This window comes from Nocardia heshunensis (assembly GCF_054782115.1).
Map to the genome: position 1 here is coordinate 547,477 of NZ_BAAGTC010000005.1, position 25,112 is coordinate 572,588.

A 25,112-nucleotide genomic window follows, 5' to 3' on the forward strand; every position below is an offset into this window, starting at 1 on the left:
ACGTCGAATCAGCCCCTGCGGCAACGACTTCGACGCAGGTACATCGGAAGGACACCCGTCATGAAAACCCGTCTCAGCTGCCCGTGCGGCGAATACATCACCGGCGTCGACGAGGACGATCTCGTCGAGAAGACCAAGGCGCACCTCGCCGCCAACCATCCCGGGCACGACTACAGCCGCGACGAGATCCTCTTCATCGCGCACTGACCGCGACCACCCGGGCCCCGGAGCTGTGGTCGGGGTCGGCCACAGCCGATAGGGTGCGGCGGTGGATACAGCGGAGTTCGTTCAGCGAGGCAGCACGATCGTGGATCGGCTGACGACCACGCAGGCCGCGCCACCGTGGCAACTGGTGGTGGGGACGGGTGTGGTGGCGCTGGTGCTGGTGGTTTTCCATCCGACGTGGCGGGTGTTGCGCAATGCGGTGACCATCGCGCACGAGGGCGGACACGCCTTCACCGCGCTGCTGACCGGTCGGCGGCTCAACAGCATCCGATTGCATTCGGATACTTCCGGACTCACCGTGTCCAGCGGAAAGCCGTACGGGCTGGGCATGATTCTGACCATGGCCGCGGGCTATCCCGCGCCCGCACTGGTCGGGCTGGGGTATGCGGCGCTGCTGGGCGCGCATCGGATCACCTTGATGCTGTGGCTGACCATCGCGCTGCTGCTGGTGCTGCTGATCAAGGTGCGCAACTTCTACGGTCTGCTGTCGCTGCTGGTCACGGGCGGAATCGTTTTCGCGGTGTCGTGGTTCGGCACCGATACCGCCCAGGCAGTGCTGGCGTACTCGGCCGCCTGGTTCCTGCTGCTGGCGGCGGTGCGGCCGGTGATCGAGCTGCAGCGCAATCGCGCGCACGAACCCAATTCCGACGCCGATCAACTCGCGCGGCTGACCCGCATCCCCGGACTGTTCTGGGTGCTGGTGTTCGGCGCGATCGCCGTGTGCTCGCTGGTGATCGGCGCGCGACTGTTGCTGGCCGATGTGACGGGAGTGTGTGTTCCGGCGTTCACGCACAGCACCTGCACGACCTCCCCGGCGCCGTGATGATTGCCGCACTTGTGCGCGAGATTGGTATCGCTGCAAGGATTCTGGTGAACGGCGACTAACATTCGGGGTGCACCGTCCGGGTGCTCGGCAGGAGGGTTTCGGGATGGAAAGACCGGCATGGGCCCCGGAGGGCGTGGACATGAACCGGCCCAGCCCGGCGCGGATGTACGACGCGCTACTGGGGGGCTCACACAATTTCGAGGTCGACCGTCGCGCCGCCGAACAGGCCAAGGTGCTGGTCCCGGATCTGCCGCGGCTCGCGTTGAGCAATCGCGCGTTCCTGCGGCGCGCGGTGCGGTTCCTGGTGGATTCCGGTGTGCGGCAGTTCCTCGACATCGGTTCCGGGGTCCCGACCGCGGGCAATGTGCACGAGGTCGCCCAGGAGATCGACCCCGAATGCCGGGTGCTCTATGCGGATATCGATCCGGTGGCCGTCGCGCATGCCCGCGCCATCCTCGCGGGCAATGACCGCGCCACCGCCATCGAGGCGGATCTGCGCGAACCCGCCGCACTGCTGGAGCAGGCGCGCGCGACCGGCATCATCGACTTCGACCAGCCGATCGGCGTACTCCTCATCGCAGTCCTGCACCTGATGAGCGACGACTTCGCACCCGTGGACAAGGTGAACGGCCTCTACGACGCGGTGCCCGTCGGGAGCTTCGTCGCCATCTCCCATCTGACCTCCGCCAACCGCCCCGAGGATGCCGCCAAGCTGGCCAACAACTCCGCGCACGTCAGCAAGATCGGCTTGCAGTTCCGCTCGCGCGCGGAGATCACCGCGCTGTTCGGCAAGTGGCAGCCGATCGAGCCCGGTGTGGTGGAATTGCCGTTGTGGCGGCCGGAATCCGACCGCGATCAACATGAGGAACCGGGGCGTTCGCTCGGTCTGGCGGGTGTGGGCCGCAAGGACTGAGACACACGGGTCAGGGGCCCGGACGGTGAATGGTCGACAGGCAGGGGGTCAGTGGTGGAGGCAGGTGAGCTGGCGGTCCGGTGGGCCGCCATGCTGGACGGCGCGGTCGCGCCGACGCTCACCCGCACCCAGGTGGAGCAGTTGCTCGAAAGCTTCAGCGCCCGCCTGATCGCGGCGGTCCGCGGCACCGCGGACATGACGGTCGCCCGCGAGGCGGCCGCCGCCCTGGTCGCCGCCAACTACCGCGACCCACTGGCCGTGCACCGCTCGGTGTTGGTGCTGTGCAAGGACCTGGTGGAGGCCGTCTGCCCGGAACTCGACTGCAAGGACTACTGGCCCGTCCGCGAACGCGCCACCGATCTGGCCGCCGAGTTCGCGGCCGAGTTCACCGCCGGACTGCGCAATGCCGCACTGGCCGAACAGGAGACGACGCTCAGCGCCGCGCTCACCGCGGCCCGCGAGGCCGAGGCCCGGCGACATCTGTCGGAGGCACGCTTCCAGGCCATCTTCGAGGGCGCGTCGGTCGGCATCGGCACCGTGGACATCAATACCGGTACCGTCGTCGACGTCAACAACGCCATGGCCGAAACCCTCGGCGTCCCGGCCGATCTCATGCCCGGCCGGTCGGTGGCCGACATTCTCGGACCGGCCAATATCGGCGAGGCGTTCGGGCTGTTCCAGCGGCTCATCTCCGGGGAGATCGATCGCTTCCGCTTCGAGACCGACCACACCAAACCCGATGGCACGCACACCATCATCGACCTCTCGATGACGATCGTGCGCGATACCGACGGCCGCCCGCGCTTCCTGATCGGCGTCACCGTGGACATCACCGACCGCAAGCAGCTGGCCGATCAGCTCTGGTACGACGCGCACCACGATTCGCTGACCGGACTGCCCAATCGGATGCTGTTCTTCGACCGGCTCACCGCCGCCTCCGGTCAGGTCGGGGTCTGCTATCTGGATCTGGACGGCTTCAAGGAGATCAACGACCGGCGCGGCCACACCGCCGGGGATCGCGTGCTGCGCGATGTGGCCCAGCGGCTGCAGGCCGCGCTGCCACCCAACGGCGTGGTGGCGCGCCTCGGCGGCGACGAGTTCATCGTGCTGGTCGAGAACTGCACGGGCCAGGCCGAATTGGACACCGTGGCGGAGAATCTGCTGGCCGCGCTGCGGGATCCGTTCGACGTGGCCGGGCTGCTGGTGACCGTCGGGGCGAGCATCGGCACCGCGCTGGTCGACACCGACGCCACCGCCATCGACGAGCTCATGCACGCCGTCGACACCGCCATGTACCGGGACAAGGCGGCTAGATCACGAACGGCACCAGCGCCTTTCGCTCGGCCGGGTAGTCGCTGAACTTCTCCCGGTACCAGCCGTGGGTGGCGAAGGCGCGCGGCACCAGGTTGCCGAAGGTGATGAGGAAGATGACCACGCCGGGCAGCGCCCAGGTGAGGATCGCGAATCCCGCCCAAGCGACCAGCTCGCCGAGATAGGTGGGGCTGGTGACGAATCGGAATCCCAGACCGTACGGAATCTTGTATTCGGTTGCGCCCGGGTTGTTCTTGTCGCGCAGATTGCGCACGATCCCCTCCGAGCTGACCAGCAGCGCGAAACCGATGAGGTAGACGATCAATCCGATGATGAAGCGCGGATCGGTCAGCCAGCCCGTGCCGTACTGCCCCAGGTAGTCGTGACTGAACAGCGCGCCGTTGAGATAGCCGTGCAACGCCGTCACGAACATGCCCATGCCCATGACCGAAACGTTGAAACTGCTGGTCTTGCCGGGCACCTGGCGAATATTGAGGGGGAAGAACCAGCCGCGATTGCCGTAGTGCAGAATCCAGATGGCCGCCAGCACCAGGGAAGTCGGCTCGAAGCGGCGTGGACCCGACAGGTACGCGACCGCGAAGACCACGGTGGCCGGAATCTCCATCAGCCACCAGCCGAGCTTCGGATTGAGGTTGAGTCCGAGCTTGGTGGTGGCGAAGCGGCCGTAGGGGCTCTGCCCGAACAGGCCGCCGATGAGCACGAACGCGGCGAACGCGAAGGCGATCGTCAGCACGGTGTCGTAGACGGTATTGCCGGTGTACCAGTTCATTCGAAGGTCCTTCAGGTGGAAAACTAGAACACGTTCTATCACGGCTGGCATGCCGACCGGTACCCATCGGCGGACACGGCGGGTGACCGGCGGGTAGGTTTACCAGAACCCGGAGGGAGGCACGGTGGGTTCGCAGGGATGGGATGCACTGCTCAAATGGATGCCGTTTTTTCTCGAGGAGGACGAGGACGCGGACGAATCCGGACTCGGATGGAACCCGCGGTTCATCCAGGTCCGTGACGAACTCACCGGCCGCCGAGCGCATTTCGCGCAGCAGGGCACCGAGATCGAGGTGATCGTGGCCGTCCCGGAGCAGAACGCCGCCGCCGAACGACTACTCGCGGTACTGCGCGAGCAAGCCGACGGCACCTGGGATCCGGTACCGCTGCCGTCCGAATCCGATGCCACCGCACCGGATCCGCAATGGCGGGCCATGCAGCGGGTGCATCAGCAACCGCGGCTGGCGCGCGAGTGGAGCACCGGCTGGCAGCGCGGCGAGGCCGTCGACCAGCGCCGCGCCACCGCCGAATCCGTGATCGCCGTGCTGCGCGACGGCCTCGGCATGCACGGCGACGAACTGCGCTTCACCACCTGGAGCATGGACGCGCCCGGCACCGGCAGCTACGGCCTGCCCGCCGACCGGCCCAGCGAGCGCGAGGCGCCCGCGGTGTGTGCGGACTGGGCCGATTTCGAGGCCCGACTGGACTGGGCGCTGACGACACTCCCCTGGGACGGGGTGATCAACCTCAGCACCCCGCACCCCGGACCCGACCCCTGCTTCGTCCAATTCCTGCACGGCCGTCAGCTTTTCAATGAGGCCAGCGGCTGGGACGTGGCCGGACTCGGCTCGGGCGAATTCGACCGGCGCATGCGCGATCTCGGCTGGAGCTTCGCCCCTCACAGCGTCCCCGGCGGCGCGGCCCTGATCTGGGAGGGCCCCCTGGCCAAGGCCGGATTCAACCCCAGCCTGTGCGACGCCCCACGGCGGACCGTGGCCACCTTCACCGAGGTGTTCACCGTCGGGCATCCCCAGGATCTGGTCTTCCGCGCCTTCCGCAACGGCCAGCGCCGCGACGCGGAATTGCGCTATCTGGACATCGAATTGGGCATCCCACGCGACGTCAGGTAGGGCGACCATCCGACGACGCCTCCGTCATTCCGGCGTGCTCTTGGCCGGAATCCAACGCAGTGAGTGTGGATCCCGGCCAAAAGCACGCCGGGATGACGAGGATTTGTATAGTTCACAGTCGCCGTAGGTGAATGGGCAGACCGTCGGCGGGTGACGGTCCGGTGCCCGCGACGAGGGGGACCCGGTAGTCCGACGGCACGCTCCAGCGGTAGTTGAGCAGCATGCGGTGCATGGTGGCCTTGACGGTCATGCCGCCGAAGTAGCGGCCGATGCATTTGTGGGCGCCGCCGCCGAAGGGGGGCCAGGCGTAGCGGTGCGACTTGTCCTCGGCGCGGGCGGGATCGAAGCGTTCCGGGTCGAAAACGTCCGGATCGTGCCAATATTCCGCATTGCGCATCATTGAGTAGGGCCCGGCCATGACCAGGGTGCCCTTGGGGATGAAGAAGCCTGCGATGTCGGTGTCCGCCAGCGTTTCTCGCACCATCTGGCCGACCGGGGCGTACATGCGCAGTGTCTCCCGGAAGGCCAGTTCCATACTGGGCAGCCGGTCCAAGTCGGCGTAGTCGAGGGTGGGTTTGCCCAGCGCCTCGGACTCCTTACGCAGGCGCTGCTGCCACTCCGGGTTTCGCGCGAGCTCGTAGGCGAGCATGGAGATGGCCAGGGTGCTGGTGTCGTGGGCGGCCATCATCACGAAGATCATGTGATCGACGATGTCGGCGTCGGTGAAGGATTCGCCGTCCTCGGTCTCGGCGTGACAGAGCACGCTGAAGAGGTCCTCGCCGTCGCCTGCGCGCTTGGCAGGCAGCTCGCGACGGAAATAGTCCTCGAGCACCCGGCGGCCCCGCAGGCCCCGATTCCACACTCCCCCGGGCATATTCGTGCGAATCATGGCCGTACCGCCGTGCACGGCGGCCTCGAAGGCACGCGACAGGGCGGTGGCCTCGGGCCCGAGTTCCGCGCCCGCGAAGACCACGGTGGCCTGTTCCAGCAGCATCCGCTTGACATGGTCGTAGAGCGGGAAATCGGTGGCGGGCAGCCAGGAGTCGACCCCGCGCACTATGCGCGGCGTGGTCAGATTGAGATAGCCGATCAGGCGCGGGCGGGTGAAGGCCTGCTGCAGAATGCGGCGGTGGTAGGTGTGATCGTCGAAGTCGCGCAACAGGATTCCGCCGCGGAAGAACGGGCCGATGAGGAATTCCCAGCCCTGCTGCGCGGAGAAGACCCTCTTGCGGTCCAGCAGAAATTCCTCGAAGGCCGCCGGGCTGCCGAGGCCGACGATCCTCCGACCGAACAGCCCCATCCATTGGACCGGGCCGTAGAGCTGCTGACGCTCGCGGCTGAAGCTCAGTGGATCGGCCAGCGTAGAGATCATGTGGCCGATGCCCGGCGGGCCGGAGTCACCCATCACCGGTTTGAGCCCACTGCCGGGCGGCGGATCCGCGAGCGGGCGCGGCACGCGCGGATAACGTTCCAGTACCCCGGCGGCGCGGCACTGAATTCGGTGATTCAGCACGGCTTTTCGAACAGCCATGTATCCACGGTAGCGGAAACGGAGATATCCGTAAACGGTCGTTTCCCGATTTCTGTGCCAAGCTGTCAGGGTGACGCGAGCTTTCAACGGGACCTATCGCGGCACCTCGACCGATGAGCGTCGCGAACAGCGCCGGCAGCGGCTTCTGGACGCGGCCCTCGAGATCGTCGGGACGCAGGGGCTGGCCGCGCTGACCGTGCGCGGGGTGTGCGAACAGGCGAAGGTCGGGCCGCGATTCTTCTACGAATCGTTCACCGACCTGGACGCTTTGGCCGCCACCCTGCTCAACGAGGTGCAGGGCGAGGCGCTCGAGCGCGCCCGCACCGCCATCACTGAAACGCCGGGCACGCCCGAGGACAAGATGCGCGCCGGGGTGGCCGCGCTCATCATCGCGGTCACCGACGATCCGCGGCGCGCCAATATCGCCTTCGCCCAGGCCTACGGCAGTGAACTGCTCATGCGGCGCCGCTTCGAGGGCATGCGCGAGGTAGCCCAGGTCCTCATCGAACAGACCCGGGCGCTGCTCGACATTCCCGAGGGCGAGGACACCGCCCTGATGGCGCTGGCCCAGCTGATCACCGGCGGCGCCGCGGAACTGACTCTGGTCTGGCTCGACGGCGGCCTGAAGGTGGAGCGCCCGGTGCTCATCGACATCGTTGCGGATTACGTTGTCGCCATGGTGGATCGACTACCCGGGATGACCGAGAAACTCGACTGAGTACCCGGTTACGTGGGGGAACGCCCGACGCCGCTGGCCAGGATCTCCTCGACCACGAGTTTGGCGGTTTCGGCGCAGGCGGTGGTGCCGCCGTTGGCGTACTCCTTGACCGCGTCGCCGACATTCCACAGGTTCGCAATCGGGGTGTTGTGCGGCAGGTCGTAGCCGGCGACGGCGCGCTGGGGTGGCCAGTCGTCGCGGGTGACGGCGATCGAGAGGATGCGGGCCTGCTCGAAGTCCGGGATCTCCTCGCGCAGATCCTGCAACACCAGCGCGGTGTCTGCGTCGGAGTCGAAGTCGCCGACCGAGGGTTTGGGCACGCCCGCGCCGACATAGAGGTGCCAGCCCGGCGGGGCCATCTCCGGGCAGGTGGCGGTGAAATTCGCGACGTAGCACAGCCGCCGGGTGCGGGCGAAGCTGAGCAGGCCGGGCGCGTCGATCAGGGGTTCGCGGCTGGCGAAGTTGACCGAGATCATCGCGGCGGGCAGGTCTCGTTGCAGCACCGAGCCGACGTAGTCGGACGGAAAGTGGTCTGGGCCAACGAGATCCAGGGTGGCCGACGGACCGACATCGCTGACCGCGAAAGCACAAGTCACATCCACGGTTTCACCGTCGCGCCGGATCCGCGCACCGCTGACGCGGCCGTCGGCGATGTGGAGCTGCTCCACCTCGCCGCCCAGCCAGACCTGTCCCCCATTGCGTTCCACCACATCGGCGAGGGATTTCCAGATCCCGATGGTGCCCTCGGGGCAGAAGCCGAACTTCTTGAACGCCGACTTGCCGGTGATGTAGGTGAAGAACACGCGGGCCGGGAGTTCCTCCGAGCCGACGGCGAAGATCGAGCCGCACATATTGCGGAAGATCCCTTGCACCGCATCATTTTTGGTGTAGCGGCGCACCCAGTCGGCGATGGAGAGCTCCCGATCCGGTGGCCCGGACGCCTCCCCCGGACCCGCCAGCAGCTGCGCGCCGTGGCGGGTCAACTGGGAGATGAGCAAGCCCCAGCCGCCGCTCGAGATATCGACGTCACGACCGTTGATCCGGTAGAGGATCGGCGGATCAGCCGGGCGCACTTCGAATTTGGCGCCGACCTCCGCGAAGGTCTGCTCGGTGATGCCGCCGGTCTCGACGACCACCGCGCCGGTGTTTATCTTGAATCCGTCGATATCCTCGGTGGAGGCCCGGCCCCCGACTCGGTCCAGTCGTTCGACCACCAGGGTGCGGTAGCCGTGGTGCGAGAGCCGGGCGGCCGCGCACAGCCCGCCCGCCCCCGCTCCGACAACCAGTGCGTCCCACGTGTTCTCGCTCATGGCGAGGCTCCTCGCGCAGGCTCAGCCCGCTGGATTGACCCCCGGCTGAGCGTCGGACATATCGGTAATACGACTCCAATTCTCTCGCACCTGGTCCAGCGTCGGGACCTCACTGAACAGAACGGGCTTGTTGGCGAACAACTGCAGTCGCTGCACCGAGCCGCCGCCGACCACCAGCACCGTGCCCGAGTCCTGGTTCTCCTCGCTGACCAAGTAGCCGACGATCGGGGCGACCTGGGCGGGCCCCAGCTTCGCGAGCATCTCGGCGGACATGAGGTCCTCCGTCATGCGGGTGGCGGCGATCGGAGCCACCGCATTGACCTTGATGTCGTACTTGCGACCCTCGTAGACCAGGGTGTTCATCATGCCCACCATGCCGAGTTTGGCTGCGCCGTAATTGGCTTGGCCGAAGTTGCCGTACAGGCCCGAGGTGGAGGTGGCCATCACGACGCGGCCGAAACCCTGCTCGCGGAAGTGGCCCCAGGCGGCGTGCGTGACATTGAACGCGCCGAACAGGTGCACGCGCTGCACGGCCTCGAACGCCTCGGGGGTCATCTTCGCGAAGCTCATGTCGCGCAGGATGCCCGCGTTGTTGACCACGCCGTGCACTGCGCCGAAGCTGTCGAGCGCGGTCTGCACCAGCGCCTGTGCGCCCTCGGTGGTGGCGACGCTGTCGTAGTTGGCGACCGCGGTGCCACCGGCCGCGCGGATCTCCTCGACCACCGTGTCGGCCATATTGTGGCCGGACCCGCTGCCGTCGCGCGCGCCACCCAGGTCGTTGACCACGACCAGCGCGCCCTCGCGGGCGAGCAGCAGCGCGTACTCCCGGCCCAGGCCGCCACCGGCTCCGGTGACAATGACGACTCGATCGGTTACACCAGGCATGAGTTCTCCTTGCCGAAACTAATTGCTCTTTCGGAACGTAGCAGGAGGGCCCGCGCGGGTTTGTGCTGCCCGCCACACTCGTCGCGGAACTGGTCAGTCGATAGGGTTGGTGTGATGACTCCGCACCTGCACCAGCGTTATCCCGAACTCGCGCGGACCCTGCCCCATGTGCGGCTGGGCGCCACCCCGACACCGGTGCGGCGGCTGGCGGCGCTCGACACGATCGGCGCGGACATCTGGCTCAAGGACGACAGCGTCTTCGGGGACGGCGGCTGGGGCGGCAACAAGGTCCGCAAACTGGAATGGCTGCTGCCCGACGCGCTGCGGCAGCGACGCACCACCATCGTGACCGTGGGCGGGCTGGGCACCAACTGGGGATTGGCGACCGCGCTGTACGGGCGCGAGCACGGGGTGAAAACCGTTCTGGCGCTGATCGATCAGCCCGAGGACGATCATGTGCGGGCGCAGTTGAAGCGGCTGCGGGACTCCGGCGCGGAACTGCATTTCACGCATTCCAAGGCGCGGACGATCGTGAGTGCGCCGTGGCTGCTGGCCCGCGGCTGCACCGGGTGGCGGCCGCCGTATTTCCTGCCCGCGGGCGGATCCTCGGCGGTGGGTGCGCTCGGATATGTCGAGGCCGCAATGGAATTGGCGGAGCAGGTGCGGGCCGGGGAGTTGCCGGAGCCGAGTCACATCGTGATTCCGGTGGGGTCGGGCGGGACGGCGGCGGGGCTGTCGCTCGGCTTGCGGCTGGCGGGGCTCGCGACGCGGGTGGTCGGGGTGGTCGTGAACGACACTTTGAAACTCGACGGGCCGACCCTGGCCAAGCTGGCGGGGCACACCGCACGGCTGCTGCGCAAGCGCGGGGCTCGGCTGCCCGAAAACCTCTCACCCCTCGGCAATCTCGACCTGGTCACCGAGTACCTCGGACCCGGCTACGGGTATCCGATGCCCGAAGCCGCTACCGCACAGGCTCTTTCGGCCGATCGCGAACACATGACGCTGGAGCCGGTCTACACCGCCAAGGCCATGGCCGCACTGCTGGACATGAACGCGCACGGGCGTTTCGGCGACGGTCCGGTGGTGTACCTCAACACCAACGGACCGCGCTGAGACCCGTTCGCTTCATGCCGTGGCGAGCTTGGCGGCCAGGAAGTCTTCCCAGGTGCGTTCGCCCACCGCGTGATCCGGGGTCAGGTTGCCGCCCGCGGCGTAGGCGCGCGACGCCTTGCCCGGAGCCTTCATGGTGACGACCGGTCGACGCTTGCCGGTGGCCTGCAGGTAGCTGCGCTCGAGCTCCTTCATCGTGTAGATGGTGGGGCCGCCGATCTCCTCCACGTATCCGGCCGGTTCGTCCAAGGCCAGTTCCACCAGACGCGTTGCGACCTCGGCGGTTTCGATGGGCTGGAAGCGGAAGTCGAAGACCGGCACCACCGGCATCTTGCCGAGCGCCGACACCATGGTGAACAGCAGATCGTGGAATTGGGTGGCGCGCAACGTGGTCCACGGCAGACCCGAATTCTCCACCACCAGTTCGGCATCGCGCTTCGAGGCCATGTAGGCCATGGTCTGGCGGTCGATGGCGCTCTCCACCGGAATGCGTTCCGCGCCGACCACCGAGATGAAGACCAGGTGCGGGAATTCGCCCGCCTCCTTGATTCCGTCGACGAGGGCCTGGGCCTTCGCGCCGTCGCCCTTCTGGGTGCCCGCCAGGTGCAGCACGGTGTCGACGCCGGCCACCGCTTCCGCGATGCCCGCGCCGGTTTGCAGATCACCGGCCACGTAGTCGATGCCGTCCGCGCCCTGGCGGGTGGTGCGGCTGAGCACCCGCACCCGCACTCCGGCCTGCCGCAGCAACGGGGTGACCAGCTTGCCCAGGGTGCCGGTGCCGCCTGTGACCAGAACCGTCTTCGCCATGGTGACCATCTCCTTCATCGAGTCGGTGCCAGCGCCGTGTGGCGTCTCCGCACTGCCGCCGTGGTGGCGTTCTGCCCTGTTGACGAGACGGCTCCTGCGGATGTGACATCGCGTGACCGAGGCCACCATTCGTCCTCGTCGTAGGCTGGCTGCATGCCCTATTCGGTCCCCGCGTCGCAGCTCGACCGCCTGCCCGCCACGGTCTCCAACCAGCAGTTCGACCGCCTGCTGGAACTGGTGTCCGGGCGCCGCCTGGCCGTCCTCACCGGCGCGGGCATCTCCACCGACAGCGGCATCCCCGACTACCGCAGCCCGAACTCACCCCCGCGCACCCCCATGACCTACCAGCAGTTCGTCGGCGATCCTGTCTTCCGCCAACGCTATTGGGCCCGCAACCACCTCGGCTGGCGCTTCATGGACGCCGCGCGCCCCAACCCCGCCCACCGCGCCCTCACCCGCCTGGAACGCGCAGGCCTCATCACCGGCATCATCACCCAAAACGTAGACCTCCTCCACACCAAAGCAGGCCACCGCCAAGTCCTCGACCTCCACGGCGTCTACGCCCGAGTCCGCTGCCTGACCTGCAACGCCCTAACCTCCCGCATGTCCCTGGCCGACCGCCTGGAAGCCGCCAACCCCCACTTCACCGACACCCTCCCCCGCACCGGCATAGAAGTAGCCCCCGACGCCGACGCAGTAGTCCCCGAAACCCACACCTTCACCATGGTCAACTGCACCACCTGCGGCGGCCTCCTGAAACCCGACATCGTCTACTTCGGCGAATCCGTCCCCAAACCCCGAGTCCAAGCCGCCTACGACCTCGTCGACTCCTCCGATGCCCTCCTGGTCATCGGTTCCTCCCTCACGGTCATGTCCGGCCTCCGCTTCGCCCGCCACACCGCCAAATCCGCCCGCCCGTTGATAATCCTCAACCGCGGCACCACCCGAGCCCACGACCTAGCCACCCTCACCCTCGACGCCCCCTGCGCCCCACTCCTCACCGCCCTCGCAGACACCCTCGCCCCCAACTGATTTCAGCGGGCATTTCGGGAGTTTCCGGACACGTATCCCCCAAATCGACTGCACACCAATCATTATCGAATAGCTTCGAACACATGGCCGAGTCGCCAACAAACCCGCACGACGCGTACTTCCGGCATGTGCTCGCTCGCCCGGCCGATGTGACCGGCGAGCTTCGGGAGGTGCTCCCGAAAGAACTAGCGGCGAAACTGGATTGGACAGCCCTCACCCTGCAACCTTGCAGCTTCGTGTCCCAGCACTTACGTTCACGCTTCAGCGATCTACTGTTCCGCACCCGTCTCGGCGGACACGATGCATACATTTACTTGCTGATCGAGCACCAGAGCCGACCCGACCGGTGGATGCCGGTCCGAATGCTCGAATACCAGATCGCGATCTGGAATCGCTATGTGCGCGAACATCCCGACTCCGAAAAACTGCCGGTCATCGTTCCTTTGGTCGTCCATGCCAGCCCCGACGGACGCCGCTGGAACGTTCCGACCGAACTCTCGGAGTTGCTGGACATCGACCCGGCAACCCGTGCCGCACTCGGCGACCACCTGCCACAATTCCGCTTCCTGCTCGATGACCTCACCAAGCTCGAGCTCTCCGCACTGCTCGACCGGAACCTGACGTCGCCGACCCGAGTCCTGTTCGTCCTGCTCAAGATCGCCTCGGGCAACAAGCACCTGGGCGAGGACCTCTTGCCGCTGGTCGACGACCTGGAAGCAATGCTGGCCGGCCCTGACGGCGAGGCGGACTTCGAGTGCGTAGTGACGTACATTCTTACTGTCGGCGAAACCAGAAAATCCGACTTGGGACCGCTCATAAACCAGCTCGGTCCCCGAGCCCGGGAGATCATGATGACGACTGCGGAACAACTCCGCGCAGAAGGCGAAGCGCGTGGTGAGACCCGCGGACGCGCCGACAGCCTGATCGAGCAGTTGGGGTTGAAGTTCGGCGAACTGTCCGCCGACACGACCTCGATCATTCGTGCCGGAGATCTGCAGCAGCTGCGAACCTGGGCCGCCAAGGTTCTCACTGCCGACACCCTCGAAGACGTCTTCGCCGAGTAATCCGTCCCTGAAACTGGCGTCGCGGCGCTCAGCGGGATTGGGGGCGCAAGGCGTCGAGGATGATGGTGGCGAGGTGGGGGCGGCCGGTCGGATCGGCGGGGGTGGTGGTGTGTTGGATGGCGTGGAAGGCGCCTGCTACCAAAGCCATCGCATCCTGGGCTGTGACGTCGTTGCGGGCCAAGCCGGCGGTGCGGGCGCGGGTGAGCAGGGTGGTGACGTGGTGGGTTAGGTCGTGGGCGAGGTCTGGTGCGGCGGTGCGGAGGTCGAATTCGGTGGCTGCGAGGGCGCTTTTGACCGTGGCGTTCTCGACGCCGTTGGCGATCATCCGCGACAGGAGGGTGAAGAGGGCTGCGGGGTCGTTGGAGGCGGCCAGGGCCGACGCTTCGGCGCGCAGGTGTTCGAGTTGATCGATCGAGACCGCCAGGTACAGCGACTCTTTGGTGGGGAAGTGGCGGTGGACGGTACCCGGGCCGACGCCGGCGCGGCGGGCGACCTCGTCCAGTGAGACGGCGAGGCCCTCGGTGGCGAACAGTTGCTGTGCGGCGTGCACGACGCGATCGCGATTGCGGCGGGCATCGGCGCGCAGCTCACGACTGCGGATCGTGGATGCCTCGGGGGTCGGGATGGGTTCGCGCGGAGGGGGATTCATGTCGTTACCGAGCATAACCGGGGCGGCGCACCGTATGCTGGCCCGATAAACGGGGCGGCGCACCGCTTAGTCGGATGGTCGTCCCGATCGACCATCCGAGGAGTGCAGATCGATGACCACAGGCGACCCGGGTGCGCTGGTTCGGCGCATGCAGGAATGCTTCAATACCCGGCAGTTCGACCGCGCCGATGAGCTGTTCGGCCCGGAATTCTTCAGCCACACGCTGGGCACCACCGGATTCGAGGCGGGTAAGGCGGCGTGGCGTGGGCTCGTCGCGCGGTTCCCCGATATTCGCGTCGTCGCCGATGATGTCCTGGTCGACGGGGACAGGGTTGCCGTGCGCTCGTCCGTCGAGGGAATCCCGGTGTCGGACAGCGGCCCACGGCCGATGATGATCGAGATCTTCCGCGTCGAGGGCGGTCGGATCGTGGAGAACTGGGCGCTGGGGCAGGGGCTGCCGTACAGCGCGGAGACGCTGCGATAGCTCCACCCTCCCGGTCGGTTCGTACGGTGTAGGTTGTCGGGAACGTTAGGTTCGGACAGAAGGTGCTGGGATGTCTACGGTGGAGCGCAATTACTTTCCGGCTTGGTTCGATCGGTTTCAGTCGAAGTACATGAATCGAGCCGTGCGGCCGATTGCGCCTTATCTGCCGGGGTTCGCTGTCATCGGACATCAGGGGCGCAAGTCGGGGAAGGCCTATTCCACGCCGGTGAATGCTTTCCGGGCTGACGGCAAGTTGTTCGTGGCCATGGGGCATGGGCGGACCGATTGGATCAGGAATACGCTCGCGGCGGGAGAAGGGGACGCGCGCTACGCGTTTCGGCGGTTCCGGCTCGTGAATCCTCGGGTGATCGCTCGTGGCGAGGCAGGTGCGGAATATCCGCTGGTGGCCCGAATCGCCGGGCGCAGTCTTCCCTTGTTCGTGGCGGACACCGTCTCCAACTGACCGCGATCGGCCCTCAGCCGAGGGCGGCGTTGAGGCGGTCCAGGTAGTGATCGACGGGGGCGAGGGCGAGCAGACCTGTACCGGCACCCGCTAGTTCGCCTGCGGCGGAGGATAATTGATCACGCACTCGGCGCATGACGGCATGCTCGGTGAGAGCGAGGGCGGCGTGCGCCAGCAGCGCCAGACGCAATTCCAGCAGCAGGTCCGGAGGCGGGTCCGAGAGGGCGAGCAGGGCAGCGCGGGCGGCGTCGACGTCGCCGCTGTCCAGGTGCAGTAGCGGGCGGATCCAGGGTTCGTGTGGTCCCCAGTCGGTATCCGGTTGGGCGGCAAGCGGTTTGCCGTGGCGCAGGCGCAGGCACAGTAGAGCCATGGGCAGCAGGCCGTGGTGGAGGCCGGGCATGGCGGTGCCGGGGTGGGCGGCGGAGGCGGAGCGGTAGGCGGCCTCGGCCTGTTCCAGGGGCGCGGTCACGGAGGTGCGTAGGGCCGCGTACCAGGTGGTGAAGAAGGGGACCAGGGGCAGGCCATAACGGTCGGCGAGAGCGTCGACGACGCGTACATGATGGTCGGCTGCATCGAACTCCGCTGCGGCACTGAGTGCTTGGATGCGGATGAGGTGGCCCAGGACCTCGAAGGTGACCAGATCATGAGCCTGTGACAACTCGATCAGCCGGGTTCCCACGGCGGCACGTTCGGGTGCCAAGCCCGTCCGGTGGAAGGTCTGCATGAAGCGGGCATTGAGAGCCAGGGCGAGCAGGGCCGGGCGATTCAGCTGGGCCGCAAGGCTTTCGGCCTCCTCGGCCGCCGCGCGCCCACGGAGGGTATCGGTGGCGCGCAGTTCCAACGCGATGGTGATGAGTAGGCGGCACCGCATCTCCAGGTCGGCAGCGTCGCCGGTGGTAAGGGTCTGCGGGGTGGCATCCGAGAGCGCATGCGGGGCGGAGCCGGTGAGCGGCAAGGCATGAAGGGCACGTTCGGCGGCGGTGACGACCAGGCGCGCCAAGGCCGGGTCGTCGGTGTCGGTCCAGAGGGCGGGGACATCGAAGGCCACGATCAGGCGGGCGGTCAGTGCGGGGTCGCCGAGCCGCTCGGCGGCCCGAATCGCTTCTGCGCGGCGGATTCCGGCTTCGGGGAGGCGGCCGGTCAGTGCCAGGGCACGCACCAAACCCATGGTCGCTTCGAGAGCGGAGCGCACGTCACCTGCACGCTCGTAGGCGGTCACGGCATCGCCCCATAGCCGCGCGGCCTCGTGCGGTGCGAACACCCGCTCGGCAGCCGATGCCGCCGCACGGGAGTATTTTCCGGCACGGCCGGCGGTGGCAGTGGTGGCGGCGCGGACGAAATGGTGTGCCAGCGTGGCGGCGTCGGCGGTCCCGGCCGCCTCCAGTAGCGTGCCTGCCTGCGCATGCCAGCCGGATCGGCGCGGGGCGGGAATGTCCCGGTAGACGACATCGCGAACCAGTGCGTGCGCGAAAGCCACTCCGGTCGAACCTGATTCGCTCAGAAACCCGGCGCGCAGGGCCGCCGCCACCGCCGCGTCGGCGAGCTCACCGTCCCCGGACAGCTCGACCAGCAGCTCGAAGTCGACCTCGGATCCGATCACCGCGGCCTGCCGCAGCACCCGCCGCTCCGCCTCCGAGAGCCGCTCCAGCCGGTGCCGCACCACATCCCGCACACCCACCGGCACCGCATCCAGCCCCGGCTCCCCCTCATCCCGCCACAGCCGCGCCAACTCCCGCGTATAGAACGGATTCCCCTGCCCCCGACCATGAATCCGCCCGACCGCCGCGGCCCCGATTCCGGCTCCTGCGACCGCGCGTACCAACTCCCCCGTCTCCTCCACTCCCAGGCCACCCAACTGCACACGCACCGGCTCTACCCGCGCCAGCCGAGCCAGCGCCGCGGCCAACCCGGCCTCCACGTCGGTGCCGCGGTAGGTACCGACCAGCAAGACCGGCCCCGCCACCGGCGTCATCGCCAGAGCGGTCAGCAATTCGAGTGTCTCCTCCCCCGCCCAGTGCAGGTCGTCGAACACCACGAGTACCGGCCCACCCCGCGCGACCGATCCCAGAAACTCCACCGCCGCCCGCTGCGAATGAAACCGCGCCACAGCGGGATCCGAGCTGAGACTCCCCACACCATCGAGGGCCGGCCGATCCGCATGCACCGCCGACAGCGCCGCCGAGATCCGCGTCCACGGCCAGTTCGGCGGCGCACCTCGCTCCGCCGGGCTGGGGCCCCAGGCGACCTTCCACCCCTGCTGGGCCAGCTCCACCGAAAGAGCCTCGGCAAGAGCGCTTTTCCCGGCACCTTCGATTCCGGAGACCAGTACCGGCACGGCACTCCCGGTCTCCGCGACGCGTTCGGCGGCCGCGCGCATCCGCGCCAGCTCGTCGAGACGCCCGACGAAAGGGTTTCCGGCAGGCTGGCCCCCGGCTGACGATCCGGCGGCGACGCCAGCGTGGACGGGCTGCCGGGGCGAATACACCACTGCCGGAGGAGTTTCCGTGCCCGGGCCGGTTCGCGGCGGCGCGACCGCCAGCTGCGGCGACTGGGCCAGAATGTCGGATTCGAGGTGGCGGAGGTCGAGGCCGGGGTCGACGCCCAGTTCGGAACGCAGGTTGCGGCGGATGGCGCGAAGGGCGGCCAGGGCGTCGGCTTGGCGACCGGCGCGGTAGAGGGCCAGGGCGAGGGTGTGCCAGGCGGGTTCGCGGAGGGGATGCGTGTGGAGATGGGACTCCAGGGCGGCGACCGCTTCGGTGTGGCGGGACAGGGTGGTGAGGATGAGGGCTCGCTGTTCGATGGCGAGGGAATGCAATTCGTCGAGGCGGGTGATTTCGGCGCGGGCCCAATGGTCGTGGGAGAACTCGGCGTAGGCCGGACCGCTCCAGAGTGCCAGGCCGAGATCCAGATTCGACAGCGCGGCTTCCAGATCCGGCACGGTTACTGCGACATCCAGGGCCACCTCCCGCCCCGACATGGCGACGGCCGAAACGGGCCGAGCGGCCGCCGGGGGTGCGGGCACGACCGCGGCGCGAACCAGGGATTCGAAGCGGTCCGCATCGACCTGGTCGGTGTCCACGTGCAGGGCATATCCGGGTGCGGCGGTGACGAGGACGCGGGCGGGTTGGCGTGGGCGGCGGTCGGGTTCGAGAATGCGGCGGATGTCGGAGACGAAGGTCTGGATGGTGCCGTGCGGGTCGCGGGGCGGCTGCTCCCAGAGGTCGTCGATGAGCTGGGTGAGCGGGACCACGCGGCCGTGGGCGATGAGCAGCCGAGCCAGCAGGGCGCGATGCCGCGGGCCCTTGAGGGCCAGCGGTACGCGCTCGTCCTCGGCCCGCAGCGGGCCGAGGACCTGGAAGGTCACCACGTCGGCCGACTCTATCGGCTGCGGCGGATACGGCCGGCCCGCCCGCACCGAGTGAGTGCTCAGTCGATGCTGACCGATCACTGAGCGGTGCCGCGCATCCTCGTCCGGTACCCGGCACTACCTGGAGAGGAACACTCATGAACCCGCGCATCCCCGGATTCGACTACCAGCGCGTCACCGTCGCCGACGGCGTCACCCTCAACGCGGCGGTGGCCGGTTCCGGCAGCCCGATCGTGCTGCTGCACGGCTTCCCACAGACCCATCTCATGTGGCGACATGTGGCAGCGGATCTGGCCGCCGATCACACCGTCATCTGCCCGGATCTGCGCGGCTACGGCGACAGTGACAAGCCGGTCGACACCGACGGCGAGACGTATTCGAAGCGCACCATGGGCAACGACATCGTCACGCTGGCAAAGGCTTTCGGGCATGAGTCCTTCGCCCTGGCCGGGCATGACCGGGGTGCGCTGGTCGCCATTCGCACCGCCCTCGACCATCCCGAGCACGTCACCCACCTGGCGTCGCTGGATGTGCTGCCCACCCTGGACATGTGGGAGGTCATGCACGGCCTGACGGGCGCGATCGGCTTCCACCTGTACCTGATGGCCCAACCGGTCGGTCTACCCGAGCAGCTCATCGGCGCCAGCCCCGACGCCTTCTTCGGCTACTTCCTCGATGGCTGGACCAAGAACCCCGACGCCATTCCCGCCGAGATCCGCGACGCGTACCTCACGGCCAGCCGCCACGCCGTCCCCTCGATCGTGGCCGACTACCGAGCGTCCGCGAACATCGACGTCGAACACGACCGCGCCGACCGCGCGGCAGGCACCACCCTCCGCATGCCGACAACCGTCCTCCAACAGGACTGGGGTTCGGCCCTCGGCTTCGACGCCGAAGCACTCTGGCGAGCCTGGGCCCCCGACCTGAAGCACGAGACCGTCACCTGCGGCCACTTCATGGCCGAGGAATCTCCCACCGAAATCATCCGGGCGATCAGGGAACTCGTGCGCCGCTAGTCACGCGGCGGCGAACCAGGCCCGTATACCACTTGCTGGTTGTACAACCCGGAGGTAGGGTTCGGGTGTGGAAGCGACCTTGCGGGCGCTGGCGGAGCCCAATCGCAGGCATATTGTCGAGCTGTTGCGGGATGGGCCGCGGTCGGTGAACGAGATTGTGGAGCGGCTCGAGCTCAAGCAGCAGTTGGTGTCGAAGCATTTGCAGTCGTTGCGTGAAGCGGGGCTGGTGAAGATGCAGCCGATTGCGCAGCGGCGGGTTTATGCACTGCGGGCCGAGCCGTTCCGGGAGCTCGATGCGTGGCTGCAGACCGTCCGGCAGGTCTGGGAGGAACGGCTCGATGAATTCGATAGCTACCTGCAGGTCATGAAGGATGATCATGGACGCTGAAATCACGATTGCCCGTCTGCTGCACGCGCCACGGGATCTGGTGTGGGACGGGTTGACCAGTCCCGAGCACATCGCCCGGTGGTGGGGGCCGAAAGGCTGGACCACCACGGTCTATCGCATGGACGTTCACCCCGGCGGGGTGTGGCACTACTGCATGCGGCCCGATCATGATGCGACGGAAGAAGTCTGGGGTCGAGCGGTCTACGAGACTATCGAGAAGCCCTCGCAGCTCACCTATCTCGAAACCTTCTCCGACCCCGACGCAAATATTGTCGGCGACAGTCGGCGCACGGTCACCCTGGAACTGCACGATCGCGGAGAACACACGGATCTGGTCGTACGCACCCGGTTCGACACCGTCGAGGAGCGCGAAGCGATGGAAAAGCTCGGTATGGCAGCAGGTTTCAGCATGACGCTCGATCGATTCGACGACTGGTTGACCACCTCCACTGCGAAAGGATCGGCGACATGAGCACCGAAATGGCGACCGTGATTTCGAAGGACAGCACCGCCATCGCCTACGAGCAGTCCGGGACCGGACCGGCGATCATCGTGGTGTCCGCGGCCTTGGCCGATCATTCGGGCACCGCCAAGCTGGCCGCATTGCTGGCGCGGAACTTCACGGTCCTCAACTACGACCGCCGCGGTCGCGGGCAGAGCGGCGACACCCCGCCGTATGCGAAGGACCGGGAAATCGAGGACATCGCGGCGCTGGTCGACGTTTCCGGCGGGTGCGCCTTCTTGTTCGGCAGCTCCTCGGGCGCGGTGCTCGCGCTCGACGCGGCCGCCGAACTCGGCGCGCGCGTAGGTGGCGTCTTGCTCTACGAGCCGCCGTTCATCATCGACGGCAGCCGGCCCGCGATGCCCGAGGGGCTCGCCGACGAAGCCGCGCAACTGGTTTCGGCGGGTCGCCGCAATGACGCGGTGAAGCTGTTCTTTACCAAGGGCATGGGCATGCCGTCGGTCGCGGTGACGATGATGCGGCTGTTCATGCCCGGCTGGTCCAAGATGGCCGCGATCGCACACACCATCCCCTACGACCTGACCGTTCTCGACGGCACCCAAACCGGCAAACCGCTACCCGTCGACCGATGGTCAGGGGTGGAGGCGCCGGTGCTGGTCGCCGTCGGCAGTAAGAGTCAGCCCTTCTTCCACGACGGCGCGAAGTCGATCGCCGAGTCCCTGCCCGGCACCACCTACCGCTCGCTTGCGGGCGACAGTCATGCCTCGGTCATGATGCGCCCCAAGGGTATTGCCGAAACAGCCCGGGAATTCCTCCTGGCCTGAAAACGCACTACTCCCGCAATTCGAGGCGGCGCACCAGGGCGACCAATGCGCTGCGGAGGGCCTCGGGGTTGTCGGTGTCGGCGCCGAGAATCATGCGCACGACTTGGGGAGCCGCGAACCACCAGGCGGCCAGGGCGGCGACCGCGTAGAGGAGGTAGCCGGGAGCCACATCGTCGGGGAGGGTCCCGGCGCGTTGAGCGGTGGCCAGGGCGGCGACCTTGTCGGCGTAATGGGAGGCACGGGCCGATTCGGCAGGCAGTTGGCCGTCCTGGGGTTGCAGCCCTTCCCAGTACATCAACCGCAGGAACTGCGGGTGGGTGTGGTGGAAGTCGAAGACATGCCCGGCATACTCGGCCAGATCTCCGGCCTTGTCCGCGGTCAATGGGCTGGCCGCCGCCAGTTGTTCGAGCTGGTCGGTGAGGACCGCTTCGAAGAGCCCGCGTTTGTCGCCGAAGTACTGGTAGATGCGTTCCTTGTTGATGCCCGCGCGAGCGGCGATGGCATTGACGCGCGCGCCGTCGGGGCCACGTTCGGCGAACTCGTGGACGGCTGCCTCGAGTAGCAGCCTTCTGGTCCGCTCGGTATCCCATGCCATGGGTCCATCCAACCATCTCCAACCGCACGGTTGCGGATCGACTCCCGCCTATGGCAAACTCCAACCACACGGTTGCAACCATTTGGTTGTGGATCCGCTCGCGACGAGGAGGAGGTGGCATCGTGCCCGAGTTGCGCTCCCGCACGGTCACGCACGGACGGAATATGGCCGGGGCTCGCGCCCTCATGCGGGCCAGCGGGGTTCCGTCCGCCGATATCGGCCGCAAGCCGGTCATCGCGATCGCGAACAGCTTCACCGAGTTCGTGCCCGGCCACACCCATCTACAGCCGGTCGGCCGCATGGTGTCCGAGGCGGTGCGCGAGGCGGGCGGCATCCCCCGCGAGTTCAATACGATCGCCGTCGACGACGGAATCGCCATGGGACACAGCGGCATGCTGTATTCGCTGCCCTCGCGGGATCTGATCGCGGATTCGATCGAGTACATGGTCAATGCGCACTGCGCCGACGCACTGGTGTGTATCTCCAACTGCGACAAGATCACTCCGGGCATGCTGATGGCCGCCCTGCGCCTCAATATCCCGACAGTGTTCGTCTCGGGCGGCCCGATGGAGGGTGGCACCGCGGTGCTCGTCGACGGCACCGTGCGTCGCCGTCTCGATCTCATCGTCACCATGGCCGAGGCCGTGAACCCCGCCGTCGCCGACGAGGATCTGGCCCTCATCGAGGAAAACGCCTGCCCTACCTGCGGTTCCTGCGCGGGCATGTTCACCGCCAATTCGATGAACTGCCTCACCGAGGCGCTGGGACTGGCTCTGCCCGGCAATGGCACCACCCTGGCCACCCACACCGCGCGCGCCGACCTGTACCGGGCGGCGGGCCGGACCGTCATGGACATCACCCGCCGCTACTACGACGAGGACGACGCCTCGGTCCTGCCGCGGAACACCGCCTCCCGCAACGCCTTCGACAATGCGATGGCCCTCGATCTGGCGATGGGCGGCTCCACCAACACCGTGCTGCACCTGCTGGCCGCCGCTCAGGAGGCCGGGCTGGACTACAATCTCACCGATATCGAGAAGATGTCGCTGCAGGTGCCGTGCCTGTGCAAGGTCGCGCCCAACGGCGACTACCTGATGGAGGACGTGCACCGCGCGGGCGGTATCCCCGCACTGCTGGGCGAGCTGAATCGCGCCGGCCTGCTGCATCGCGATGTCCATGCGGTGCACGCGAGTTCACTCGACGCGTGGCTGGCCGAATGGGATGTCCGCGCCCCCGAGCCCTCCCCCGCCGCGCTCGAACTGTTCCACGCCGCACCCGGCGGCCAGCGTTCGGCCACCGCGTTCTCCCAGTCCGAACGCTGGCACACCCTGGATGTGGACGCGGCGGCGGGCTGCATTCGTGATGCCGCCCACGCGTATTCGCGGGACGGCGGCCTGGCGGTGTTGCGTGGCAACCTGTCCCCGGACGGCGCGGTGGTGAAGTCCGCCGGTGTGGCCGCGCACATGCACACTTTCACCGGCCCGGCCGTCGTGGTGGAGTCGCAGGAGGACGCGGTCGAGGCCATTCTCAGCAAGCGCATCAAGTCCGGTGACGTCCTGGTGATCCGCTACGAGGGCCCGCGCGGCGGACCGGGCATGCAGGAAATGCTGTACCCCACCTCGTATTTGAAGGGTCTCGGCCTGGCGGGCGAGTGCGCGCTGATCACCGACGGCCGGTTCTCGGGTGGCTCGTCGGGCTGCTCGATCGGTCACATCTCCCCCGAGGCCGCCGCCGGTGGCCCGCTGGCCCTGGTCGAAGACGGTGACATCATCACCATCGACATCCCGTCCCGGACCCTCACGATGGATGTCGGTGACGACGAATTGGCCGCCCGCCGTGCCGAATTGGAGGCGAACGGCGGCTACCGGCCGCGCAATCGCGACCGTCAAGTCTCCCTCGCCCTGAAAACCTATGCGCTGCTGGCGACCTCGGCCGACAAGGGCGCGGTCCGCGATCCGGCCAAGCTCGCGGACTGATCCTCAGCCGTCCACGGTCTCGACCACGAAGCTCGCGACCGTGGTGGTGCTGCCGCCGATATTGACGGTGCCGTAGCGGCGGGCACCGGGAAGTTGGTAGTCGCCCGCCTGGTCGGTGACCTGTTTGTAGGCGTCCAGCAGCATGCGGACGCCGGTCGCGCCGACCGGGTGGCCGATTCCCAGCAGGCCGCCGCCCGGGTTGATCGGGAGGCTGCCGTCGCGGCCGATCGTGCCGGATTCGATGGCCTTCCAGCTCTCGCCGGGCGCGGTCAGGCCGAGATGGTCGATCGCGACGTACTCGGACATGGAGAAGCAGTCGTGCACCTCGACACCGTCGAGTTGATGGACGTCGGCCAGGCCCGCACGGCCGAGGGCGTCGAGAACGGCGGTGCGGACGTGCGGGAAGACGTAGGGCTCCGCGGCAGAGACCCGGAACTTCTCGTCGAGGGACAGCCCGACGGTGCGGTGTCCCCAGCCGGAGATGACCGCGGTGGCACGGATATCGCTGTGCTGCTGCAGGAATCGATCCGAGACGAGAATCACCGCGGCCGCGCCGTCGGTCATCTGACTGCAATCCTGGCGGCGCAGCACACCGGTGACCGGCGGGTTCGCGGTGTCATCGGTCGTGAAGCTGTCCTCGGTGTAGGACCACTCACGTGTCTGAGCAAGCGGATTCAGTCGCGCGTTGGCGATATTGAGTGCGCCGATCGCACGCAGATGCGCGGGATCGAGACCGTAGCGGCGGTCGTATTCCTCAGCAATCGCCGCGAATTGAGTGGGCCAGACCAGGTCGGTGTCCCGCGCCTCGTGCCCGGCCCAGGCGGCCGCACCCATGTAGGCGGCGGCCTGCGCACCGGGCACGGTCTTCTCCAGTTCCGCGCCGAGCACGAGAGCGCAGTCGTAGCGCCCGGATTCGAGGTCGGCCATGGCGGCGAGAGCGGCCATGCTGCCGGAGGCGCAGGCCGCCTCGTGACGGGCGGCCGGAACACCCCACAGCTCGGGATGCACGGTGGCGGGCATGCCACCGAGATGCCCTTGGCCGGTGAACAATTGACCGAATGCGTTTCCGACATGCACGACCTCGATGTCCGCGGCGTCCAGCCGAGTGGCCGCAAGCGTCGCTTCCAACACTTCGCGGAAGAGGGCATCGAATTCGAGACCGGCGCGATGCCAGTTGACGGCGAAATCGGTTTGGCTGCCGCCCAGGATGTACACGGACACGGGATGCTCCAAGGG

General features: G+C 67.5%; 25 protein-coding genes. 16 read left to right on the top strand and 9 right to left on the bottom strand.

All coding sequences use genetic code 11. The features are described from left to right. The first annotated feature begins 60 nt into the window (after positions 1 to 60). The 4 genes from ACYVN4_RS21340 to ACYVN4_RS21355 all read left to right on the top strand — a co-directional run bounded on the left by ACYVN4_RS21340 (position 61) and on the right by ACYVN4_RS21355 (position 3,323). Positions 61 to 207 carry a DUF1059 domain-containing protein gene (locus ACYVN4_RS21340; protein WP_460723708.1) on the top strand — a complete coding sequence of 49 codons (147 nt, stop codon included), beginning with the start codon at positions 61 to 63 and terminating at the stop codon, positions 205 to 207. A gap of 61 nt (positions 208 to 268) precedes the next feature. Beyond that, a complete protein-coding gene (locus ACYVN4_RS21345) occupies positions 269 to 1,048 on the top strand; it encodes a M50 family metallopeptidase (protein WP_460723709.1) in 780 nt (259 codons plus the stop codon). A gap of 106 nt (positions 1,049 to 1,154) precedes the next feature. Further along, entirely contained in the window at positions 1,155 to 1,964 is an 810-nt protein-coding gene (locus ACYVN4_RS21350; RefSeq protein WP_460723710.1) for an SAM-dependent methyltransferase, read from the top strand. A gap of 54 nt (positions 1,965 to 2,018) precedes the next feature. Continuing rightward, complete coding sequence (locus ACYVN4_RS21355; RefSeq protein ID WP_460723711.1) at positions 2,019 to 3,323, top strand: diguanylate cyclase domain-containing protein; 1,305 nt, start codon at positions 2,019 to 2,021, stop codon at positions 3,321 to 3,323. Here ACYVN4_RS21355 and ACYVN4_RS21360 read toward each other — a convergent pair. Then, complete coding sequence (locus ACYVN4_RS21360; protein ID WP_460723712.1) at positions 3,274 to 4,065, bottom strand: phosphatidylethanolamine N-methyltransferase family domain-containing protein; 792 nt, start codon at positions 4,063 to 4,065, stop codon at positions 3,274 to 3,276. The two genes, ACYVN4_RS21355 and ACYVN4_RS21360, sit on opposite strands and share 50 nt — an antisense overlap. Positions 4,066 to 4,189: 124 nt before the next feature. On the opposite strand from ACYVN4_RS21360, the gene ACYVN4_RS21365 reads away from it, so the two are divergent. Continuing rightward, positions 4,190 to 5,194, top strand: a complete 1,005-nt coding sequence (locus ACYVN4_RS21365; RefSeq protein ID WP_460723713.1) for a TY-Chap domain-containing protein — start codon at positions 4,190 to 4,192, stop codon at positions 5,192 to 5,194. Positions 5,195 to 5,306: 112 nt separating this feature from the next. Here the strand turns inward: ACYVN4_RS21365 and ACYVN4_RS21370 are convergent, their stop codons facing one another. Continuing rightward, on the bottom strand, positions 5,307 to 6,725 hold the full coding sequence (locus ACYVN4_RS21370) for a cytochrome P450 (RefSeq protein WP_460723714.1): 1,419 nt from the start codon (positions 6,723 to 6,725) through the stop codon (positions 5,307 to 5,309). Positions 6,726 to 6,795: 70 nt separating this feature from the next. Here ACYVN4_RS21370 and ACYVN4_RS21375 point away from each other — a divergent pair, with 70 nt between their 5' ends. Next, positions 6,796 to 7,443, top strand: a complete 648-nt coding sequence (locus ACYVN4_RS21375) for a TetR/AcrR family transcriptional regulator (protein WP_460723715.1) — start codon at positions 6,796 to 6,798, stop codon at positions 7,441 to 7,443. Between the two features lie 8 nt (positions 7,444 to 7,451). Here the strand turns inward: ACYVN4_RS21375 and ACYVN4_RS21380 are convergent, their stop codons facing one another. Continuing rightward, positions 7,452 to 8,753: a phytoene desaturase family protein gene (locus ACYVN4_RS21380; protein ID WP_460723716.1), complete on the bottom strand. Its 1,302-nt coding sequence runs from the start codon at positions 8,751 to 8,753 to the stop codon at positions 7,452 to 7,454. Positions 8,754 to 8,774: 21 nt separating this feature from the next. Further along, positions 8,775 to 9,638 carry an SDR family oxidoreductase gene (locus ACYVN4_RS21385; protein WP_379364991.1) on the bottom strand — a complete coding sequence of 288 codons (864 nt, stop codon included), beginning with the start codon at positions 9,636 to 9,638 and terminating at the stop codon, positions 8,775 to 8,777. A gap of 114 nt (positions 9,639 to 9,752) precedes the next feature. On the opposite strand from ACYVN4_RS21385, the gene ACYVN4_RS21390 reads away from it, so the two are divergent. Then, on the top strand, positions 9,753 to 10,751 hold the full coding sequence (locus tag ACYVN4_RS21390) for a 1-aminocyclopropane-1-carboxylate deaminase/D-cysteine desulfhydrase (RefSeq protein WP_460723717.1): 999 nt from the start codon (positions 9,753 to 9,755) through the stop codon (positions 10,749 to 10,751). A gap of 12 nt (positions 10,752 to 10,763) precedes the next feature. On the opposite strand, the gene ACYVN4_RS21395 is transcribed toward ACYVN4_RS21390, so the two are convergent. Further along, the gene (locus ACYVN4_RS21395) at positions 10,764 to 11,555 is read right to left on the bottom strand and encodes an SDR family oxidoreductase (protein ID WP_460723718.1); all 792 of its coding nucleotides are present in this window, start codon (positions 11,553 to 11,555) and stop codon (positions 10,764 to 10,766) included. A 153-nt stretch (positions 11,556 to 11,708) separates the two neighbouring features. Between ACYVN4_RS21395 and ACYVN4_RS21400 the strand changes: the two genes are divergently transcribed. After that, positions 11,709 to 12,587 carry an NAD-dependent protein deacetylase gene (locus ACYVN4_RS21400; RefSeq protein ID WP_460723719.1) on the top strand — a complete coding sequence of 293 codons (879 nt, stop codon included), beginning with the start codon at positions 11,709 to 11,711 and terminating at the stop codon, positions 12,585 to 12,587. Positions 12,588 to 12,670: 83 nt separating this feature from the next. Further along, positions 12,671 to 13,651 carry an Rpn family recombination-promoting nuclease/putative transposase gene (locus tag ACYVN4_RS21405; protein WP_460723720.1) on the top strand — a complete coding sequence of 327 codons (981 nt, stop codon included), beginning with the start codon at positions 12,671 to 12,673 and terminating at the stop codon, positions 13,649 to 13,651. A 28-nt stretch (positions 13,652 to 13,679) separates the two neighbouring features. Here the strand turns inward: ACYVN4_RS21405 and ACYVN4_RS21410 are convergent, their stop codons facing one another. Beyond that, entirely contained in the window at positions 13,680 to 14,300 is a 621-nt protein-coding gene (locus ACYVN4_RS21410) for a TetR/AcrR family transcriptional regulator (protein ID WP_460723721.1), read from the bottom strand. 112 nt (positions 14,301 to 14,412) lie between these two features. On the opposite strand from ACYVN4_RS21410, the gene ACYVN4_RS21415 reads away from it, so the two are divergent. Together ACYVN4_RS21415 and ACYVN4_RS21420 are read left to right on the top strand one after the other, a co-directional pair. Then, positions 14,413 to 14,784 carry an ester cyclase gene (locus tag ACYVN4_RS21415; protein WP_460723722.1) on the top strand — a complete coding sequence of 124 codons (372 nt, stop codon included), beginning with the start codon at positions 14,413 to 14,415 and terminating at the stop codon, positions 14,782 to 14,784. A 70-nt stretch (positions 14,785 to 14,854) separates the two neighbouring features. Then, positions 14,855 to 15,247 (top strand): nitroreductase family deazaflavin-dependent oxidoreductase, encoded by a 393-nt coding sequence (locus ACYVN4_RS21420; protein ID WP_460723723.1) that lies wholly within the window; start codon positions 14,855 to 14,857, stop codon positions 15,245 to 15,247. 13 nt (positions 15,248 to 15,260) lie between these two features. Here ACYVN4_RS21420 and ACYVN4_RS21425 read toward each other — a convergent pair whose 3' ends face one another. Next, complete coding sequence (locus ACYVN4_RS21425; protein WP_460723724.1) at positions 15,261 to 18,614, bottom strand: BTAD domain-containing putative transcriptional regulator; 3,354 nt, start codon at positions 18,612 to 18,614, stop codon at positions 15,261 to 15,263. A gap of 137 nt (positions 18,615 to 18,751) precedes the next feature. Here ACYVN4_RS21425 and ACYVN4_RS21430 point away from each other — a divergent pair, with 137 nt between their 5' ends. The 4 genes from ACYVN4_RS21430 (at position 18,752) to ACYVN4_RS21445 (ending at position 21,305) form a co-directional block, all read left to right on the top strand. After that, positions 18,752 to 19,630: an alpha/beta fold hydrolase gene (locus ACYVN4_RS21430; RefSeq protein ID WP_460723725.1), complete on the top strand. Its 879-nt coding sequence runs from the start codon at positions 18,752 to 18,754 to the stop codon at positions 19,628 to 19,630. Between the two features lie 67 nt (positions 19,631 to 19,697). Beyond that, on the top strand, positions 19,698 to 20,018 hold the full coding sequence (locus ACYVN4_RS21435) for an ArsR/SmtB family transcription factor (protein WP_460723726.1): 321 nt from the start codon (positions 19,698 to 19,700) through the stop codon (positions 20,016 to 20,018). Beyond that, complete coding sequence (locus tag ACYVN4_RS21440) at positions 20,008 to 20,490, top strand: SRPBCC domain-containing protein (protein ID WP_460723727.1); 483 nt, start codon at positions 20,008 to 20,010, stop codon at positions 20,488 to 20,490. Before ACYVN4_RS21435 ends, ACYVN4_RS21440 begins: the two co-directional genes overlap by 11 nt. Beyond that, complete coding sequence (locus ACYVN4_RS21445) at positions 20,487 to 21,305, top strand: alpha/beta fold hydrolase (protein WP_460723728.1); 819 nt, start codon at positions 20,487 to 20,489, stop codon at positions 21,303 to 21,305. Before ACYVN4_RS21440 ends, ACYVN4_RS21445 begins: the two co-directional genes overlap by 4 nt. Before the next feature lie 7 nt (positions 21,306 to 21,312). Here ACYVN4_RS21445 and ACYVN4_RS21450 read toward each other — a convergent pair whose 3' ends face one another. Continuing rightward, positions 21,313 to 21,900, bottom strand: a complete 588-nt coding sequence (locus ACYVN4_RS21450) for a TetR family transcriptional regulator (protein ID WP_460723729.1) — start codon at positions 21,898 to 21,900, stop codon at positions 21,313 to 21,315. A gap of 122 nt (positions 21,901 to 22,022) precedes the next feature. Between ACYVN4_RS21450 and ilvD the strand changes: the two genes are divergently transcribed. Further along, positions 22,023 to 23,876, top strand: a complete 1,854-nt coding sequence (gene ilvD / locus ACYVN4_RS21455; protein WP_460723730.1) for a dihydroxy-acid dehydratase — start codon at positions 22,023 to 22,025, stop codon at positions 23,874 to 23,876. A gap of 3 nt (positions 23,877 to 23,879) precedes the next feature. On the opposite strand, the gene ACYVN4_RS21460 is transcribed toward ilvD, so the two are convergent. Continuing rightward, complete coding sequence (locus ACYVN4_RS21460) at positions 23,880 to 25,109, bottom strand: acetyl-CoA acetyltransferase (protein WP_460723731.1); 1,230 nt, start codon at positions 25,107 to 25,109, stop codon at positions 23,880 to 23,882. Positions 25,110 to 25,112 lie beyond the last annotated feature (3 nt).